Genomic DNA, 19,776 nt, shown 5'->3' with positions numbered 1-19,776 from the left:
ATGAGTAAAAGAAAACGCGTATTGGTTAAATTTTCAGGCGAAGCTTTAGCGGGAGAGAATGGTTTTGGCATAGATACGGCGGTACTTAAATTTATAGCAAATGAGATAAAAGAGCTTGTCGAAAATGGTATCGAGGTTGGCATCGTAATAGGTGGTGGTAATATTATACGTGGTGTGAGTGCCGCAAAAGATGGCATCATCAAACGAACGAGCGGCGATCACATGGGCATGCTAGCAACTGTTATCAACTCAATCGCGATGCGTGAAGCTTTAGAGCGAAGTGGGCTAGAGGTGAGAGTGCAAAGTGCAATCAAAATGGAAGCGATCTGTGAGACTTTCATTGTTGGACGTGCGCAGCGCCATTTGGAAAAAGGCAGAGTCGTTATATTTGCTGCAGGTACTGGCAATCCATTCTTTACAACTGATACAGCAGCCACATTAAGAGCTATTGAAATTGGCTCAGATATGATCATAAAAGCTACAAAGGTTGATGGCGTTTATGATAAAGACCCTAAAAAATTCAAAGATGCAAAACTTTTAAAATCACTAAACTACGAAAAGGCAATGAGCGATGATATAAAGGTTATGGATGATACTGCCATAGCTTTAGCAAAAGATAACTCACTGCCGATTTTGGTTTGTAATATGTTTAAGGCTGGAAATTTATTAAAAATAATAAATGAAGAAGAAGCGGCCTTATACTCAGTAGTAAAATAAATTTTAAAAAGGATAAATATGAGAACAGAACAAATAACAGCAAGAGCGTTAAAGCAAGTTGGTGATGATAGATATAAACTTTCACTTATCGTAGCAAAGCGTGCAGAAGCACTAGCAAATGGAGCAGTAGTGCTTGTAGAAGCCGATACTTCAAAGATGAAATTTGCTGACATTGCGCTACTTGAAGTAGCTGAGGGCAAAATAGGCTTAGAGGCAATAGTTGAAGGAAAATAGTCTTTTTTTAGAGCAGCTAATAGAACAAATTTTACCTTGTAAAAATGTTTCAGAAGCTATAACGCTGCTCTTTTCTCTTTGCGAACGAAGCGATAAATTAGATAAAGCTATAGATAGCTGTGTCACATCTCATGCTGGTCAATATCGCAAAAGTGGCGAGCCATACGCAATCCATCCAATATTGGTAGCATCAATAGTAGCAAATATGGGTGGAGATGAGAGTATGGTTATAGCTGCACTACTTCACGATGTAGTTGAAGATACTGAAGTTACACTTAGCGAAGTTCAGGCTGAATTTGGTGATGAAGTGGCAAAGCTGGTTGAGGGGCTTACAAAGATAGTTGCTATAAGAGAAAACAAGCTTGCAAGCTCAAGTAGTAACGAAAAACTAGCAAGCTCGGCACTAACTTTTAGAAAAATGCTTTTAATCTCCATTGAGGATGTTAGAGTTCTTGTGGTTAAGCTTTGTGACAGACTTCATAATATGCTAACCCTTGATGCGTTAAAGGTAGAAAAACAAAAACGTATTGCTGAAGAGACGCTTATGGTCTACGCTCCGATCGCTCATAGGCTTGGAATTTCATCGATTAAAAACATACTTGAGGATCTAAGCTTTAAATATGCGATGCCAGAAGAATACGCCAAGATCGATAGCTTTTTAAATAAAAATAAACAGCAGCTTAGCCTTAAGCTAAATGCCTTTTACGAGAAAGTAAATCAAATTTTGCTTGAAAATGGCTTTATTGAGGGTACTTTTGAGATACAAAAACGTATAAAACATTACTATTCGATTTATTTAAAAATGCAAAGAAAAGGTATTTCGATTGAAGAGGTGCTTGATTTGCTCGCTATTAGAATTCTTGTGCAAAAGCCGCTTGATTGCTATCTTGCGCTTGGAAATTTGCATATAAATTTTAATCCTCTTATTTCGAGATTTAAGGATTATATCGCACTTCCAAAGCAAAATGGTTATCAAACGATACATACAACTATTTTTGATAATAAGAGTATTTTTGAGGCACAAGTTCGTACTTACGATATGCACAAAACCGCTGAATATGGTGTCGCAGCTCACTGGAAATACAAAAACGGTGAGGGCAGTTTACTAAATCCAAAACTTGACTGGCTAAACGACATTGGTATGCAAAATAATGAAGCTGAAAGTAACGTCGAAGAGCTTTATGAATATGCAAAAGATAGTCTTTATATAGAAGATATTGCGGTCTATTCGCCAAAAGGCGAGGTTTTTACGCTTCCACGTGGGGCTACTGCACTTGATTATGCTTATGAGATTCACACAGAGATCGGACTTTACGCAAAAGAAGCTTATATAAATCGTGTCAGGATGCCACTTTTGACAGAGCTAAAAAACGGCGATATTGTAAGGATTGTAACTGGTGAGGAGGCAAAATTTCGCTGTTCGTGGATAAATAGCGTTCGAACTGGTAAAGCAAGAGCTACGATAAGAACATATTGCAAACAAAAGATAAAAGATATAAATTATAAAATTGCAGTTGATATTTTAAAGTCAGTTTTTGGCGTTTCTAAAGATAGAATTTTAGACTGGATAGAGCATGAAAATTTAGGCAAAAAAGTTTTTCGTGCTGCAACTGAAAGCGAATTTTTGCAAGAGGTCGTAAATATGCTTAAAAAGTATATAAAAAAAGAGCGCCCTTTTATGATCTCTTTGGGCGATAAATATCAGGTTAAAAAGCAAAAATTTGAAAATATCGTAATCTATTCAAATCATAAAATTTCAAATGTCGAGTTTGACTATTGTTGTAACCCAAAAAGAGGCGATAGCATAGTTGGCTTTAAAAATGGGCACAATGTGACAGTGCATCACAAGCTTTGTGAGCGTGCTGGAAAGCTTATGGATAAGGGCAATGAGATCATCTTTGTCAAATGGACTAGAAATGCCCCACATAGATATAAAATTTTATTAAATCTTGAGAACCGAAAAGGCGCGTTGGCTGAATTTTTAACATACCTTGCTAGACTAGATGTAAATTTGGCTACAATCTCGCTAAATGAAGCAAATGACCTTAGCGGTGACACATTTGAAATAAGTGTTGAGATAGCCGAAAATATCGATGCAAACGAGCTAAGAGAGAAGATCAAAGATAGATATAAGATTATAGATTTCGTTTCGCAAAGCGATCCATACCATAACTAGGAGAAAGATAATGCAAGATATAGCTGAAATTTTACAAGAGATAAAACGCGGTGTTGCCGAGATTATTGACTTTGAAAGAGTTGAGAATTTAATAAAAAACTATTATGAAAAAGGTGAAAATTTCTATGTAAAGGCTGGCTTTGATCCAACTGCTCCAGACCTTCACTTGGGACACACAGTCGTTTTAAACAAGATGGCACTTCTTCAAAAACATGGCGCGATCGTGCAGTTTTTAATAGGCGATTTTACCGCTCAAATAGGCGATCCAACCGGCAAATCAGCCACCAGAAAGAAGCTAGATCAAGAGACGGTTTTAAAAAACGCTAAAACCTACGAAGAGCAAGTTTTTAAAATTTTAGATCCAAAAAAGACCGTGATAATGTTTAACTCAAAATGGTCAAATGAGCTTGGAGCTGCTGGAATGATAGAGCTAACTAGCACATTTTCAGTCGCTAGAATGCTAGAGCGCGATGATTTTGAAAAAAGGATAAAATCTGGTAGTCCAATTTCAATTTGTGAATTTATGTATCCACTTCTTCAAGGTTATGATAGTGTTGCGATGAAGTGCGACATCGAGATGGGCGGTACGGATCAGAAATTTAACCTTCTAATGGGTAGAACTTTGCAGAGGACTTATAACGTCGGCAAAGAGCAAGCTGTCATCATGATGCCACTTCTTGAGGGGCTTGATGGTGTAAATAAGATGAGCAAAAGTCTTGGAAATTATATCGGCGTAACTGAAAATGCAAATGATATGTTTGCAAAAACGCTTAGTATAAGCGATGAGCTAATGTGGCGTTGGTACGAACTTTTAAGCACAAAAAGCCTTGGCGAGATAGAAAATTTAATGAACGATGTAAAAAACGGCAAGTATCATCCAAAAAAAGCAAAAGAGGACCTTGCTTACGAGATAACAGCGAGATATCATGGCGAGGAGGCTGCAAAAGTTGCGATGGCTGAGTTTAATAGCGTGCACTCTCAAAATCAGCTCCCAACTGATATCAAAGAATTTAGCCTAAAAGCACCGGCGTGGATAGTGGAAGCTTTATCGCAGTGTGAGCTAAGTGAGTCAAATTCTCAAGCAAGACGCGACATAAAGGCAAATGCAGTTAGCATTAATCAAGAAAAGATTAGCGACGAGCAGTTAAAATTAGAGGCAGGTGAATATATCTTGCAAGTCGGTAAGCGTAAATTTGCAAAAGTAAAGGTTGAATAGATGGAGTTAAAGCCATTAAAAATAGGAAAATATGAGATAAAGTATCCGATATTTCAAGGCGGTATGGGACTTGGTATCAGCTGGGACAAACTAGCTGGCAACGTCAGCCTTGAAGGCGGTCTTGGAATAATCAGCTCAGTTGGCACAGGATATTATGAAAATCGTAAATTTATAAACAAAGAGCTGAATGCAAAGCCATTTGGAAGTGAAAATTTCTACTCAACAAGAGGTCTTAGAGCAATTATTGAGAATGCACGAAAAATTTGTGGAGATTTGCCACTTGGCGTAAATATAATGTACGCTGCAAATGATTACGCAAGAGTGGTAAAAGACGCTTGTGAAGCTGGTATAAATATCATCGTATCAGGTGCTGGACTACCTACTAATTTGCCAGAATTTACACAAAATTTTAAAGAGGTTGCGCTAGTTCCTATTATCTCAAGTGCAAAAGCACTAAAGATCATCTGCAAGCGCTGGCTACAAAGATATGACCGCTTGCCAGATGCTGTTGTGCTTGAAGGACCACTAAGCGGTGGACACCAGGGCTTTACTTACGAGCAGTGCCTTGATCCTGAGTTTTCGCTATTTAATCTAATCCCACAAGTAAAGGCCGAGATAAAAGAGTGGGGCGACTTTCCGCTCATCGCAGCTGGTGGAATTTGGGATAAAAATGATATAGAAAAAGCAATATCGCTTGGAGCAGACGGCGTTCAAATGGGTACACGCTTCATCGGAACTCATGAGTGCGACGCGGATATTGGCTTTAAAGAGGTGATACTAGCAGCCGAGGAAAAGGACATAGAGCTTATAAAAAGTCCAGTTGGCTATCCGGCTCGTGGAATTAGAACAAATTTGATAAATTTGGTAGAAAAAAGGATGGGACCAAAGATCCAGTGTATAAGCAACTGCGTGAGCCCTTGTCAAAGGGGCAAAGGGGCTAAAGAGGTTGGATATTGCATCGCTGATAGGCTGTTTGACTCATTTAGTGGCAAAAAAGAGACTGGGTTATTTTTCACGGGAGCAAATGGATATAAACTAAAAGAACTAATAAGCGTAAAAGAGCTAATGCACAAGCTGGTACATGGTGAATGAAACGAGCGATAATACTCTTTTTTATTGTTTGTAATTTTCTTTTTGCTGCAACAAATTCAGAGATATTTGCAAAATTTGATAAAAATTTTGCCAGCTCAAGCAGAAGTGCAAAGATTAAATTCCACAACGATGTAAAAGACATCTATGTCGACGCGATCATAAAAAACGATAAAAATATAAAAAAACAAGCACTCGCAAGACTCATAACCAGCTCAAAATCGCTTGGTTTTGATTCAAGTGGGTATATAAAAGATCTAAATGCACTAAATGGCATAAAGAGCGCCAGTACGCCTAGTACTACTTTGACACTGCTTAGTGCAACCAAGGTAAATGACACTTTAGTGCTTAAGTTTAATACAAAAATTGATACTGCAAAATTAAAAACATCCTTTTTAAAGCAACAAAATACATATAAAAACATTATGGATATCGATGGTAGATTAAATGGTAATCCGCTAACTTATAAAAATTTCATATCTGATTATATTCACATCTCGCAGTACGATAAAAACACTGTTAGAGTTATTTTTTCTGATAAGGTCCAAAAGACTATAAAAGCAAATGCAACAAGTGATTTACTCATAATAAGTACACAAAATTTTATCTCAAACGAAAATGTAAAAACATCACTTTATAAAACTAAAAACAAAAACGAAGAAGTGCCACACAAAGAGCCTGAGCCAAATTTAAAGCCACAGCCTGCACAAAGTGAGCCAGCGGCAGCGCCTTTGCCACCAGTTGCGACTGGTAAATTTTCACGCAACAAAACGATCGTCATTGATCCGGGTCATGGTGGCACTGATCCAGGTGCAGTAAATGGCAAACTGCAAGAAAAAACAGCCGTTTTAGGCGTAGCCAAAAAGCTTGGTGACATACTAAAAGCGCGTGGCTACAAGGTCTATTTTACTAGATCAACCGATGTCTTTATAAATTTAAGAACAAGAACAAAATTTGCAAATGATAAGATGGCTGATCTATTTGTTTCCATTCACGCAAATGCCGCTCCAAATGCCACAAAGGCAAAGAGTATGCACGGCATTGAGACATTTTTCTTATCGCCTGCAAGAAGCGAACGTAGTAAAAACGCAGCCGCGCTTGAAAATAAATCAGATATCGAAGAGATGAACTACTTTTCGCAGCAGACGTTTCTAAACGTGCTAAACCGCGAGAAGATCATTGCGTCAAATAAGCTTGGCATCGATATCCAAAAAGAAATTTTAGCAAGTGCTAGAAAAGTCTATGCTGCAAGTGACGGCAGTGTGAGAGAGGCGCCGTTTTGGGTACTTGTTGGTGCTCTTATGCCAGCAGTTCTTGTTGAGATCGGCTATATCACGCATCCAGTTGAGGGCGAAAAGCTCTTTAATGATGCATATCAAAATGCCCTTGCAAACGGCATAGCAAACGGCATAGATGGATATTTCGCAAAAAATAGATGAAAAATGCAAATTTAAGCTTCAAGGGACAAATTCCATTTAACGAGGAGTTTGGCGATATCTATTTTAATACCGACAAACCTTGGCTTGAGAGCGAATTTGTCTTTGCAAGCGCACTTGATGAAATTTGGCAGAGCAAAGATAGCTTCATAGTCGCTGAGACAGGATTTGGTGCCGGGCTAAATTTCTTTACAATTTGTAAGAAATTTAAAAATAGTTTTAAAAAACTTCACTTTGTTAGTATCGAAAAAACCACTATTAAAAAAGATGATCTTTTAAAAATTTATGAAAATTTAGGCATTTTTAAAGCTTATGCTAGAAAGCTGGTTTCGCTCTATCCGCCGCTTATTTCTGGCATACACCGTATAAATTTTGGTCCAAACATCACCCTTGATCTTTGCTACGGTGAGGCTAAAGAAATTTTACCTGAGCTTGATTTTAACGCTGACATCTGGTTTCTAGACGGCTTTGCTCCAAGCAAAAATGGCTCAATCTGGAGCGAAGAAATTTTTAGAGAGATCGCAAGACTAAGCAGGGTTGGTACTATTGCTAGAACCTATTCGTGCGCTAAAATAGTAAAAGACGGGCTAAAGAGCGCTGGCTTTCTACTAAGCCTAAAAGAGGGATACGCTAAAAAACGCCAGATGAGCAGCGCCGTGCTAGAAAAAAAGGATGAAAATTTAAAAGATGCTTGGTTTGCGAGATGCGAGCCACTGGCTAAGCCAAAAAACAAAACAGCGCTTATCATAGGAGCTGGCGTGGCTGGACTTGCAACAGCTGGCGAGCTAGCTAAAAATGGCTTTAAGGTTGTGATCGCCGAGGCAAAGGGCGAAGTGGCGACAAATGGCTCAGGTAATCACTGTGGTGCTTTGATGCCGCTAGTTACCAAGCCCGGGGTAAATTTAGGCCGCATGCACTTAAACGCATTTTTGCAAGCAGTGAGATTTTACAAGGCAACTTTGCCAAAAAGTCTTATCAAATTTAACGGCTGCATCGACTACGCATTTGATGATGAGTTAATTAAAAGATATGGCTCATGGCAAACTCAAAGCGTAGAGGATATTTTTAAATTTGATGAGAACTTAAAGCCATATCCTGGGGTATTTATAAAAGATGGTGCATACGCTAGGCCAAGAGAAATTTGTAAATTTCTCTCAAGCAACTTTGAAATTTTATTTAACCACGAGTATGAGAGTAGGGCGCACCTGCAAAATGGCAAGATAAGCGTTAAATTTAAAAATGGTAAAAATTTAGAGACCGATATTTTGGTCTTTTGCACTGGCAGTAAGAGCAGTGAAATTTTTAAGGACTACGACATGCAAATAAGTAGTGTCCGTGGCCAAGTCACGCACCTAAAACCAGTGCTAAAAAATGCCATGCCGCTAAGCGCAAAAGGCTACATCTGTCCAACCATAAAAGGCGTGCAAGTTATCGGCGCTACTTATACTAGAAATGAAATTTGCGATACGCCTAAAGTTGAGGATAATACTAAAAATTTAAGCGATGTAAGCGAGTTTTTTGACACCACAAAAGCCGCCATTGTCGGTTCACGTGTGGGATATAGAAGCTATAGTGGAGACAGATTTCCGATAATTGGCGCTTTGCATGATGAGGAATTTTACAAGCAAAACTACAAAGGGCTTTTTTGGAGTAAAAATAAAGATAACAATCCAAAAGCAAGCTACGAAAAGAATGTCTTTGTGAATTTTGCTCACGGCTCACGAGGTCTTGGCACAGCGATACTTGGAGCAAATTTGATAGCTGATCTTGTACTTGATCGCCCACTTTGTATAGAAAGATCACTATTTCACGAGCTTCATCCAGCTAGATTTTTGATAAGAAAACTAAAAAAGGGATTAAAACTTTAAGAGGCAATTAGCAGAAATTCCTAGCACAAGATACTAGGAATTTCTTGTAAGTTTAGGCTTAAAGCCTTGTTTTCATCTTTTCAAATTCATCTTTTATGACTTGCTCGTGAGGTTCGCTCGTCATTTTATTTATTGCATCTCCCCAGATACTTACGCTAATGATCGCTATACAAGAAGCTATGATGCCAGGTAAAATTTCATAAACATAAACGTTTAGCCCCGAAGTGATCCAAAATATTACGGTCGCGCCTCCAGCTATCATACCAGTGAGTGCTCCAAGTGCACTCATGCGCTTCCAGTAAAGGCTAAAAAGTAGCACTGGTCCAAAGCTCGCACCAAATCCAGCCCAAGCGTTGCCAACTACGTTTAGGACATTATCTGTCGAGATAAAGGCAAGTATTGTAGCAACTATGGCCACTACTACGACAGCATAGCGACTGATCGCCGTTTGTGTATTTTGACTAATCTCTTTTTTATAGAATGCAAAGATAAAGTCCTTTGTTACCGAGCTAGATGTAACTAAAAGCTGACTTGAGATAGTACTCATAATCGCTGAAAGCACAGCTGAGATGATAATGCCTATAAAAAATGGTGGGAAAAGTAACTCGCCAAGCTTTAAAAATACAGTCTCAGGATCGCTAAGTCCGCCTCTTTGACTAAAGTAGACAAAGCCGATAAGTCCGCTCATAATTGCGCCTAGTAGGCCGATCGTCATCCAGCCAATGCCTATTCTTCTTGCTTTAGCAAGCTCTTTTGAGTCGCGTATCGCCATAAATCTAACGATGATATGTGGCTGTCCAAAGTAGCCAAATCCCCAAGCCATAAGTCCTAAAATTCCCCAAAAAGTTTGATCTCTAAATGGATTTAGGTGATTTGCATCAAGCTTGCTTATCTCTTTTAGTAAATTTGTATCGCTTGGCAAGTCTAAATTTAGATATGCCACGACTGGGATTGAGACTAGGACACAAAACATCAAAAGCCCCTGAAATGCGTCAGTTATACTAACTGCTTTAAACCCACCAAAAAATGTGTAAAAGACCACAATGACAAGTGTAAAGACCGCTCCGTAGGCAAATTTTAAACCAAAAAAGCTCTCAAATGTCTTTCCGCCAGCGATAATGCCGCTACTTACATAAAGTGTGAAAAAGATCAAAATGATAAGACCAGAGATGATTCTTAAAATTTTAGTCCTATCTTTAAAGCGATTTTCTAAAAAGTCTGGTATCGTGATGCTATCACTCGCAACCTCAGTATAAATTCTAAGCCTCTTTGCTAAAAATAGATAGTTGCAGTAAGCTCCAATGATAAGACCGATTATCATCCACACATTTGCTATGCCAGTTGCGTATAATGCTCCGGGCACGCCAAGTAGCATCCAACCACTCATATCAGAAGCACCAGCACTAAGTGCAGTAACCACTGGACCCATTCGACGGTTATCTAGCAGATACTCGTTCATACTTGCATTTTTATCGTAGAAATATCGTCCGATAAAGAGCAAAAAGCCAAAATAGATGGCGATGGCTAAATAAGACCCAAAGCTCATAAATTTCCTTTCAAATTAAGATAAATGGCTTATGTTAATATAAATTTTTTTAAATTACAACATTCAGTGCCGATCCTTAAACGCTTTTAAGCAAAATGATATAAATTTTTTCGTATTATTTAAAGCCATATTTTAAAGAGAAGGACGAAGTTGAAGGCTCAAAATTTAGCTAAATTTCTATTTTTTATAATAATTGTCTCACTTGGAGCATATTTTTTCTATCCAAGAGATCTTAGTGAGGCTCAAGAGATCGCTTATATCAAAAGCTATGGAGTGACTTTAGGGCTTACTATAGGCGGTATTGCCATAGGCATAACACTTGGATTTACCTTGGCATTTATTAAATTTTTAAATATTAAAGTCTTAAATTTTATAATTGATGAGTATATCGATATCTTACGTGGAACGCCTGTAATACTTCAACTTTTAATATTTTCAGTTGTCATTTTTGCAACATGGAGTGATAATTTTTATGTAGCTCTCATCGCACTTGGACTAAATAGCTCTGCTTATGTGGCCGAGATCGTGCGAAGTGGCATAAACAGCGTGGATAAAGGACAAATGGAAGCGGCTCGTGCGATGGGCCTAAACTACTATGTTTCGATGCGCGAGATAGTTTTTCCACAAGCTACAAAAAATATCTTGCCAGCTCTTGCAAATGAGTTTATATCGTTATTTAAAGAGACATCAGTCGTGGGTTATATAAGTGTCGTTGATATTACGATGCAAAGTAAGAGCTTGCAAGCGGTCTTTTATAGTCCAGAGCCAGTCATTTTTACAGGCATTGTCTATTATGTGAGTGTTAAATTTTTTACACTTTTGACAAAACTACTTGAGAGGAGATTAAACCGCCATGATTGAGATTAAAAATTTAAATAAAAGTTATGGCGATTTGCGAGTTTTAAATGATATTAGCGTAGATATAAAAAAGGGTGAAGTTATAGCGATAATTGGTCCAAGTGGTGGCGGTAAAAGTACGTTTTTACGTTGTATAAACCGCCTTGAGGAGCCAGATAGCGGGCACATAAAGATAAATGGCGAAGATATTTTAGATAAAAAATCAGATATAAATAAAATTCGCCAAAAAGTGAGCATGGTTTTTCAGCACTTTAATCTTTTTGCAAATAAAAACGTCTTGCAAAATTTAACCCTAGCTCCAATAAAGGCTGGGATTTTGGATAAAGAAAGTGCAGAAAAAAGAGCTGATGAGTTGCTAAAAAGTGTTGGACTAAGCGATAAGAAATTCGCCTATCCACACAAGCTTTCAGGCGGACAGAAACAACGTATTGCGATCGCTAGAAGCCTAGCGATGGAGCCAGAAGTGATACTTTTTGACGAGCCGACAAGTGCGCTTGATCCTGAGATGATCGGAGAGGTGCTTGATATTATGAAAGATGTTGCTGCAAAGGGCATAACGATGCTTGTGGTGACCCATGAGATGGGCTTTGCAAGAAATGTGGCAAATAGAATTTTCTTTATGGATAAAGGCAAAATCGCAGTTGATGACACACCAAAAAATGTCTTTACAAATCCGCAACATGAGCGTTTAAAAGAGTTTTTAGGCAAAATTTTAAATCATTAAAGGAGTAGAAAATGAGTAAAATTTTAAAATTTTTGATGGCAAGCTTGGTTTTGTTTTTACTAGGTTGTGGCGATGATGCTAATAAAAAAAATGCAGTAAATAATGCCGAAGAAGCTAGTAAAAATGTAGTTTATAAAGTTGGCTCGAGCGCTGATTATCCACCTTTTGAATATCTTGATGAAAATAATAAAATTGTTGGCTTTGAGATAGATTTATTAAATGAGATTACCAAAAAAACTGGAATAAAATTTGATGTTGCAAATATGAGCTTTGATGGACTGATATCAGCATTAAAAACCGGTAAAATCGATATTGCTATAAGCGGAATGAGTGCAACTGATGAGAGAAGAAAATCGGTTGATTTCACCAAGCCATATTATTTTTCAGAAAATTTATTTATCCGCAAAAAAGGCTCAGATGTAAATAAAGACAATCTTAAGGATAAGAAAATTTCAGCTCAAGTTGGCACACTTCAAGAAGAAGCAGCCAAAAGCATAACTACTAAGTCGATACCTGCTGAAAATGTAGCAGCTGCCATCATGTCACTAAACGCTGGTAAAATCGACGTTGTGCTAACTGATAGTCCGATAGGAGTTGAATATTTAAAACAAAATCCAGATTTGGAAGAATTTTTAAGAGTTCCTGATGGTACGGAAGGATTTGCGATGGCGTTTGATAAAGGCAAACACACTGAGCTTATCAAAAAGATAGACGCAGCGATCGATGAGCTACAAAAATCTGGCGAATTTGACAAAATGCTAGATAAATATGGATTAAAGAAATAAATCTAAATACAAAATTTGCAGAGAAGCAGGAATTCTCTGCAAAAACTCACTTTTTTCTAATTTTTAAAATTTAACATCTTTTAAAAGTAAAATTAATAAAATGACTTAACTATTTTCAAGGAGAAAAAATGAAGCTTCTCAGGATGAGAACGGCATTTATTTTAAATGTGCTATTTTCTATTTGCATGTATCACAATTTTGTTAAAAAATTTCTACTATTTAATAAAGCTAAATATAAATTAAAATTTTACATAAATGCGTTAATTGATATTTTTTATAAAAATAACCAAAAGTATTTTTTGGTTGATAAATTTTAAGTATTAAAGTCGTATGACTTTATTTTTTGAAGCAGATATTAAGAAAAACTAAAAGGAGAGAAAATGAATAATCTAGGTATTAAATTTAAGATTATGGCGATAGTTGTCGTTAGTCTTATTGGATTTGGCATAATGGGTGCATACATGCTAAATGGCATCATGGAAACTCGTGCAAAAGCTGAGTACAGTGAGAAGATAGTAGATACGATAATAAATCAAAACGCTTTTATCCACGAGATGCAAAAAGAGCGCGGATTTAGCTCAGGCGTACTAGCTGGAGGAGACAATACAAAGCTTATAGCTCAACGAAAAAATGTAGATGCAACACTTGAAAAGCTTGACGAAAAAAATGAAATAACTCCAGAATTAAATAGTATTCGCTCAGGCGTAGATCAAAAGAGCGGTGATAATCTAATCGGACGCATAACAAAAATACTAAGAAAAGAGGTTGTTACTATAAATAGCTATAGTGATAAGCTCGAGCCTAGCTTGGTAGATGATCTAAAGCGTATCATTATTGTCGGTGAGATAAAAGAGTCTTTTGGTATTTTACGTGCTACTCTAAATGGTGTTTTTACTAAAAAGAGCATAAGTAAAGAGGACTATAACAAGGTAGTTGCACTAAATAGCGTTATAAATAAATTTATGCAGGATTTTGACGAATACAATCCAAAAGAATTTAGCGATGAATTTGACGCTATCGCTAGAAAAAAGGCTGATTTTGTAGATGCTATGAATATTATTAAAAATGTAGTTGCCACTGAAGATGTATCTTATGATGCAGCAAGTTGGTTTTCAAAGATAAGTGTTACGATAGATGCAATGAGAGAGCTTGAACTTAAACTACTTGATAATATGCAAAAAGATGCAAGACGTATTAAGGGTGATGCAAATACCGAACTTATTATAAGTTCTATTGTGATTGCGATTTGTATTTTGCTTATGTTGCTAGTATCTACATTAATAGGTAAAAACCTGATCTCTGGTATAGATCAGACTAAAAATGGCTTAGTTAGATTTTTTGACTTCTTAAATTATAAATCTAATAAGGCTGAATTTTTAGATCGTAGCGGTAGCGACGAGATCGGACAGATGAGTGCGCTGATAAATGAGAATATCAAACAAATCGAGGCAAATTTATCTGAACAAAATAATTTCATCAAAGAGGCTAATACATTTGTAAATCAAATCGGTAAAGGCAACTACGTAGCTCAGCTTAACGCAGATACTTCAAATCCTGCACTTAGCCAGCTAAAACAAACTTTCAAAGACTTACAAATCGCACTTAAAAATGCTATCGCAGCAAATGGCGATGATGTGTTAAATCTACTAGAAAGCTTTAAAAAACAAGACTTTACTAAAAGGCTTGAAGATGATGGCAAAATGGCGGTTGGTATAAATGCCCTTGGTGAAGAGATAGCCAAGATGTTAAGAGCAAATTTAGATCAAGCCCATGTGCTAGAAGAAAAGGCTGAGTCTTTAAGTCAGTCAATGAAAGAACTAACTCAAGGCGCAAATGTACAAGCAAGCTCACTTCAAGAGTCTGCTGCCGCAGTAGAGCAAATGTCAAGCTCAATGAATGCAATATCTCAAAAAACATCTGATGTTATTAGACAAAGTGATGAGATTAAAAACATCATAACTATTATTAGAGATATAGCTGATCAAACAAATTTACTAGCTCTTAATGCCGCAATAGAAGCAGCACGTGCAGGAGAGCACGGCAGAGGCTTTGCGGTTGTTGCAGATGAGGTTAGAAAACTAGCTGAAAGAACTCAAAAATCTCTAACAGAGATCGAAGCAAATACAAATGTACTAGCTCAATCAATCAATGAAATGAGTGAATCTATAAAAGAGCAAAGTGAAGGAATCAATATGATAAATCAATCAGTTGCTCAAATAGACACACTTACAAAAGAAAATGTAGTAATTGTCAATAAAGCAAATGAAGTAACATCTGATGTTGACGACATGGCTAAGGCAATAGTAAACGAAGTTAGAAAAAGTAAATTTTAATCTTTGACTTACTCTTAGAGCTCCTATTATTCTATCCCTTAAAGTAATTAAGGGATAGAACTTATCTATAAAAATTTATATGCTACTTTGCTATACGATTATTTGTAGCATTTTTCTTTTATTACGGATTTAAACAATTTTTAATAGAGAAATACTGATAATTAAGCCACTAAATCACCTTAAAGGACACTATTATGAAAAAGATCTTTGCTCTTTTACTCACAGCTTTTGTTGCTCTTTGTGCAAACGAGCTAAAATTTGGCACAGCGGCGAACTATCCGCCATTTGAATATATCGATGAAAATAACAAAATAACAGGCTTTGACATCGAGCTAATCGATGAAATTTCAAAGCGTGTAGGCTTTTCATATAAGATCATAAATATGAGTTTTGACGGCCTTATCCCAGCGCTTAAAGCCGGCAAAATAAATGGCATTATAAGTGCGATGAGTGCGACTTCAGATAGACTAAAGTCGATTGATTTTACAAAGCCATACTATCTAACTGAAAATCTTTACCTAAAGAAAAAAGGTAATGACGCACTAAAAGCTAAAGAAGAGCTAGCTGGCAAAAGAGTTGGCGTGCAACAAGGCACCGTCCAAGAGCTAGCAGCAAATGCTATAAATGGCGTAAAAGTAGTGCCTTCAGAAGATACTGTGCCACTCATCATGGGATTAAAAGTTGGTAAATTTGACGCAGTCATCCTTGATAGCTCTATCGGATATGGCTTTATCAAGAAAAATCCAGAACTTGAGGCATTTTTCAAAGAAGTTGATGGTAGTGAGGGCTTTTCAATAGCTTTTGATAAAGGAAAAGAGAGCGCGTTAATAGAGAAAATAAATCAAATTTTAGATGATATGAAAAAAGACGGAAGCTACGAAGCTTTACTTAAAAAATACGATCTAAAATAATCTTCTAGCCTGCAAATTTGCAGGCTTATGCTAAATTCTGCTTTGTCTATCGATTAAAATTTAAAAGGAAAATAATGAGAAAAATTTTGTTGCTTTTTTGCCTAGTAATGGGTCTTTTTGCGCTTCAAAACGATAAAGATATGTTAAATGGAGAGCTAAAAAACGGGCTAAAATACTATATCAAAGAGAATAAATTTCCACAAAAAACAGCTATTTTTTATCTTGTTATAAAATCTGGTTCAACTGATGAAAAAGATGGCGAGCAAGGTCTTGCTCACTTTTTGGAGCATATGGCATTTAATGGCAGCCGTGATTTTAGCAAAAATGAGCTAATTAAGCAGCTTGAAAGCCTTGGTGTGAAATTTGGAGCTGATCTAAACGCGCAGACGAGCTACGATCAAACGAGCTATGTCTTAACGATTAATGTAAATGAGAAAAATTTACAAGATACGTTTAAGGTCTTTTCGAATTGGATAGATGGCATTAAAATAGATCCTAAGGAGCTTAATAAAGAGCGTGGCGTCATAATGGAAGAAGAGCGTCAGAGAAATACGCCAGGATATAGGCTTTATTTGGCTCAAACAAAGGATATTTTTGAGGGTAGCATCTATCTAAAAAGAGTGCCAATAGGCGATATGAACGTCATCAAAAGCGTAGATGCTAAGCACATGCAAGAATTTTACGAGAGGCTTTATCAGCCAAGATTTATGAGCTTTGTCGCTGTTGGCGACTTTGATAAAAATGAGATAAAAAGCTTAATCGAAAAAAACTTTAGCCAAGCAAAAAATACAAATTCTTACATTCATCCAGAAAAAAATATCAGCTTTAAAAGTGGTTTAAATATTTTTAACTATGACTCGAATGAAACTGGAATGGAGCTAGTTAGACTTAGCTATTTTGATAAATTTAGCCCAGTTTTAAATGAGGCTGACGCAAAGAGAAATCTAGAAGACGCACTTATCGCAAGCCTAATAAATATGCTTTATGAGCAAAAAAATACAAATAATTCATCAAATTTAAGCACTGATTTTATAGCTCAAACACTTCAAGCAAAGCAGAAAATTTATAGTTTTGAAGCAAATGTATTTGGAGGCGATTTTAACGCAAGCCTTAAAGATATGCTTGGCGTTATAAAAGGCATTAAAGAGTTTGGCTTTAATAAAGATGATTTTGAAGATGTGAAAAAGGCGTTTGTGGCAAATGTAGATGCAAAATTTAAACGCTCAAAGACTAAAAAATCAAGCGCTTACGCTGGACAAATTTTAAACATGATAGAAAATGGTGGCTTTGTGTTAAGCGACGAAGACGACAAAGAGCTTAGTTTAAAGCTATTAAACGAGATTACATTAGCTGACGTGAATGCTAGATTTAGGCAAATTTTGGCCATTTCTGATGAGCGTGTAAGAATTTTTAGCAAAGATGGCTTTAAGCTTAGCAAAGATGAGTTTTTAAAGCTTTTTGCCAAAGCGCCTGCTTATAACACAAACCTATCTGCTAGCAACAACGATAAGAGCCTAGGCAATGAAAATTTAGAGCCAAAAGAGATAAGCTCAAGAAGCTTTGATGAAAAAAATGGAATTTATACCTACAAAATCTCAAATGGCTCGCAAGTTATCTTTAAGCCACTAGCTACTAAAAAAGATAGCGTTTTGTTTGCAGCCGTCAGCAAAGGAGGCACATCAAATTTGACTGATCCAAAGCTTGGTAGCTTCGCAGTAGCGCTCACAAATGAAAGTGGCGTTGGTAAATTTAATAACTATGAGCTATCAAAGGCACTAAATGGAAAGATCGTAAGCTATGAAAAGGGTATAGAAGCACTCACGCAAGGCATTTATGGCTCATCAAGCACAAGCGATCTTAGCTCGCTGCTAGCTGTCATCAATTTAGAGTTTAATGCTCCAAGAGCCGATACTCATGTGCTAGAGCGTATCAAGCAAAGAGCAAAAGATGAGCTAAGCAAAGAGCAAAATTTGCCTGAATATAAATTTAGCACCGAATTTAGCAAGTTTTTTTATGAAAACAATAAACGTGTTGCGCCGCTTGAGATGGCTGATATCGATGCGTTAAAGCTAAATGAGCTAAAAGAGATCATCAAAGATAAATTTACAAATGTAGCCTCATATACTTTTGTAATCATCGGCGACATCGACGAAGAGAGGCTTTTGCCGCTTGTTAAAAAGTATATCGCCACTTTACCAAAGCTTGACGAGGCTGAAGAATTTAAAGACGATGGCGTGCGAAGTATCAAGGGGCAGCACACCTTTAAAAGGGAGTATCAGACCTCAAAAAGAAGTGACGTGAGCGTAGATATTGTAAATTTCGATGCGAAATATAGCTTTGAAGGAGCGATTAGGCTAAGGGCATTAAGTGAAATTTTAAAAACCGCACTTCGTGAGCAGATCAGAGAAGATAAGGGTCAAACATATGGTTTTAGCCTAAATGCCAAGCTCTCACGCTATCCTTTTGAGCATTCAGATATGCTAATTAGCTTTACTTGCGATCCCGCAAACACGGACAAGATTATCGCTGAGATAAAGAAGATAATAGCTAGCATCAAGAGTAGTGGCGCGATCTTGCCAAAGCATTTGGAGGATTTTAAAGCGCAGAGTGAAATTTCTATAAAAAAAGATTATGAAAAGCCTGAGTTTTGGCAAAAGCTCATCATCTCAAATAAAATTTTTAACACACCACTTTATACGGCTGATGAGTACATAAGTGCGGTAAAAGCCATCACAAATGAGGACATCAAAGAGGCAGCTAAGCTATATCTTGATGAGAAAAATATAGTGATAAGCATAAATAATCCAAAGTAAAAATTTGGGAGTCAAACTGGCTGACTCTTAAAATTTAAACGCGAGTAAAATTTATTAAGATAAGCTAGCTTTTTAAATTAGTTGGCCAAATTGGCTTTTTAAATTCAAGTCTAAGTAGAAATTTAAAGAGCCAAGCCAGCCCTAAAATTTTAGCATAAAGCCAAAGCTAAGCGAGGAGATCCTTTGGCTTTAGTTTGTTTAGCTTTTGCACTAGTTCATCAAAGCTTGCGCCATTTTCGACCTCACGCCTGATAAATTCCTCAAAAAACTCACGTTTTATATCTTTATCCGTGTAAGTTACGCTCTTTTTGGTAACTTGCATAGGCTTAAATTTCTCTTCTTCTATCTCTTCATCGCCATTTTCTCTAACTGGTGTAAGAGCGATATTTTGCAGCACATCAGCGATGCTCTCGCCCTTTTTATAGCTTGTTTTTAGAAATTTTAAAAACTCATCTTTGCTATTTTTATCAGCGTAGCTTACACGGTGCAACATGGGCTGACCTAAGAATTCTATACGTTTTTTATCAGAGTTTTGCTCGTAATGCAAAGCCCCGTCTTTAAAAGAAATTTTCACATTTGCATGCTCGCCAAGTATCCTTTCGGCGGTAAATTCCAGCCATTTATCTTTAAACTCATCGATGCTTAGATCAGAGTCTAGCAAATTTGTAGCCTCACGGCTTATATAAAGAGCACCAAAAGCATTATTGATTATTTTATTGTTTATGCTCATTTTGTGGTTTTTGATGAACTCATCTACGCTAAAGCCGTTTTTCTCGCTAGTGATGATGGAGTTTAGTCGCCAAAGCTTCGTGCTATCAATGAAATTTTTAAGGCTAGAGATTTCATCTTTGCTCACCCCGCTATCAAGGCCATTTATCTTGCCCCAGATAGAAATTTTATCATTTGATGAGTAGCCAGAGAGCGGTAGATGCTTGATGTCCGCAGTTTTGGTGGGAATTTCTGCCTTATTTAAATTTGCGTTTGTGGCTTGGCGCTTACTAAAAGCGTCTTGGTAGTTAAAGCTTTGATTAAATCCATTTAGTGCGTTTATCATGTCAAAATCCTTTAAC

At 36.9% G+C, this 19,776-nt stretch carries 15 protein-coding genes and 1 pseudogene; 14 read left to right on the top strand and 2 right to left on the bottom strand.

All coding sequences use genetic code 11. The features are described 5' to 3' along the window. From pyrH to mnmC, 7 genes are read left to right on the top strand one after another with little or no spacing between them, the layout of a single operon-like run. Positions 1–717 carry a UMP kinase gene (gene pyrH, locus CVT13_RS09505; protein ID WP_054196984.1) on the top strand — a complete coding sequence of 239 codons (717 nt, stop codon included), beginning with the start codon at positions 1–3 and terminating at the stop codon, positions 715–717. A gap of 18 nt (positions 718–735) precedes the next feature. Then, positions 736–951 carry a DNA-directed RNA polymerase subunit omega gene (locus tag CVT13_RS09500; protein WP_021091717.1) on the top strand — a complete coding sequence of 72 codons (216 nt, stop codon included), beginning with the start codon at positions 736–738 and terminating at the stop codon, positions 949–951. Next, positions 938–3,127 carry a RelA/SpoT family protein gene (locus CVT13_RS09495; protein WP_107812396.1) on the top strand — a complete coding sequence of 730 codons (2,190 nt, stop codon included), beginning with the start codon at positions 938–940 and terminating at the stop codon, positions 3,125–3,127. Before CVT13_RS09500 ends, CVT13_RS09495 begins: the two co-directional genes overlap by 14 nt. Before the next feature lie 10 nt (positions 3,128–3,137). Beyond that, on the top strand, positions 3,138–4,343 hold the full coding sequence (gene tyrS / locus CVT13_RS09490) for a tyrosine--tRNA ligase (protein ID WP_107812395.1): 1,206 nt from the start codon (positions 3,138–3,140) through the stop codon (positions 4,341–4,343). Beyond that, the gene (locus CVT13_RS09485; protein WP_021091713.1) at positions 4,344–5,435 is read left to right on the top strand and encodes a nitronate monooxygenase; all 1,092 of its coding nucleotides are present in this window, start codon (positions 4,344–4,346) and stop codon (positions 5,433–5,435) included. It begins immediately after the preceding gene. Further along, positions 5,432–6,871, top strand: a complete 1,440-nt coding sequence (locus CVT13_RS09480) for an N-acetylmuramoyl-L-alanine amidase family protein (RefSeq protein ID WP_107812394.1) — start codon at positions 5,432–5,434, stop codon at positions 6,869–6,871. Before CVT13_RS09485 ends, CVT13_RS09480 begins: the two co-directional genes overlap by 4 nt. Beyond that, positions 6,868–8,736, top strand: coding sequence for a bifunctional tRNA (5-methylaminomethyl-2-thiouridine)(34)-methyltransferase MnmD/FAD-dependent 5-carboxymethylaminomethyl-2-thiouridine(34) oxidoreductase MnmC (gene mnmC / locus CVT13_RS09475; RefSeq protein WP_107812393.1), 1,869 nt, complete (start codon positions 6,868–6,870; stop codon positions 8,734–8,736). The genes CVT13_RS09480 and mnmC overlap by 4 nt, the downstream gene beginning before the upstream one ends. 58 nt (positions 8,737–8,794) lie before the next feature. On the opposite strand, the gene putP is transcribed toward mnmC, so the two are convergent. Beyond that, positions 8,795–10,282: a sodium/proline symporter PutP gene (gene putP / locus CVT13_RS09470; protein WP_107812392.1), complete on the bottom strand. Its 1,488-nt coding sequence runs from the start codon at positions 10,280–10,282 to the stop codon at positions 8,795–8,797. Between the two features lie 150 nt (positions 10,283–10,432). Between putP and CVT13_RS09465 the strand changes: the two genes are divergently transcribed. From CVT13_RS09465 to CVT13_RS09435, 7 genes and pseudogenes are all read left to right on the top strand, one after another. Then, positions 10,433–11,143, top strand: coding sequence for an amino acid ABC transporter permease (locus CVT13_RS09465; RefSeq protein WP_021091602.1), 711 nt, complete (start codon positions 10,433–10,435; stop codon positions 11,141–11,143). Beyond that, entirely contained in the window at positions 11,136–11,864 is a 729-nt protein-coding gene (locus tag CVT13_RS09460) for an amino acid ABC transporter ATP-binding protein (protein WP_107812391.1), read from the top strand. Before CVT13_RS09465 ends, CVT13_RS09460 begins: the two co-directional genes overlap by 8 nt. Before the next feature lie 11 nt (positions 11,865–11,875). Then, positions 11,876–12,649 carry a basic amino acid ABC transporter substrate-binding protein gene (locus CVT13_RS09455; RefSeq protein WP_087583956.1) on the top strand — a complete coding sequence of 258 codons (774 nt, stop codon included), beginning with the start codon at positions 11,876–11,878 and terminating at the stop codon, positions 12,647–12,649. A gap of 380 nt (positions 12,650–13,029) precedes the next feature. Further along, positions 13,030–13,815 (top strand): annotated as a pseudogene (locus CVT13_RS10700) (nitrate- and nitrite sensing domain-containing protein); the annotation flags it as partial. Next, positions 13,789–14,982: a methyl-accepting chemotaxis protein gene (locus CVT13_RS10695; RefSeq protein WP_413784302.1), complete on the top strand. Its 1,194-nt coding sequence runs from the start codon at positions 13,789–13,791 to the stop codon at positions 14,980–14,982. The pseudogene CVT13_RS10700 and the gene CVT13_RS10695, both read left to right, overlap by 27 nt. Before the next feature lie 194 nt (positions 14,983–15,176). Beyond that, positions 15,177–15,893, top strand: coding sequence for a transporter substrate-binding domain-containing protein (locus tag CVT13_RS09440; protein WP_107812390.1), 717 nt, complete (start codon positions 15,177–15,179; stop codon positions 15,891–15,893). A gap of 74 nt (positions 15,894–15,967) precedes the next feature. Continuing rightward, the gene (locus tag CVT13_RS09435; RefSeq protein ID WP_107812389.1) at positions 15,968–18,706 is read left to right on the top strand and encodes a M16 family metallopeptidase; all 2,739 of its coding nucleotides are present in this window, start codon (positions 15,968–15,970) and stop codon (positions 18,704–18,706) included. A gap of 166 nt (positions 18,707–18,872) precedes the next feature. Here CVT13_RS09435 and CVT13_RS09430 read toward each other — a convergent pair whose 3' ends face one another. After that, entirely contained in the window at positions 18,873–19,760 is an 888-nt protein-coding gene (locus CVT13_RS09430) for a hypothetical protein (RefSeq protein ID WP_107812388.1), read from the bottom strand. Positions 19,761–19,776: the final 16 nt, after the last annotated feature.

Origin of the sequence: Campylobacter concisus (assembly GCF_003049085.1) — a bacterium.
Taxonomy (GTDB): domain Bacteria; phylum Campylobacterota; class Campylobacteria; order Campylobacterales; family Campylobacteraceae; genus Campylobacter_A; species Campylobacter_A concisus_H.
Note: the sequence above shows the minus strand (reverse complement) of the source record. Positions and strands in the feature narration are given on the sequence as shown.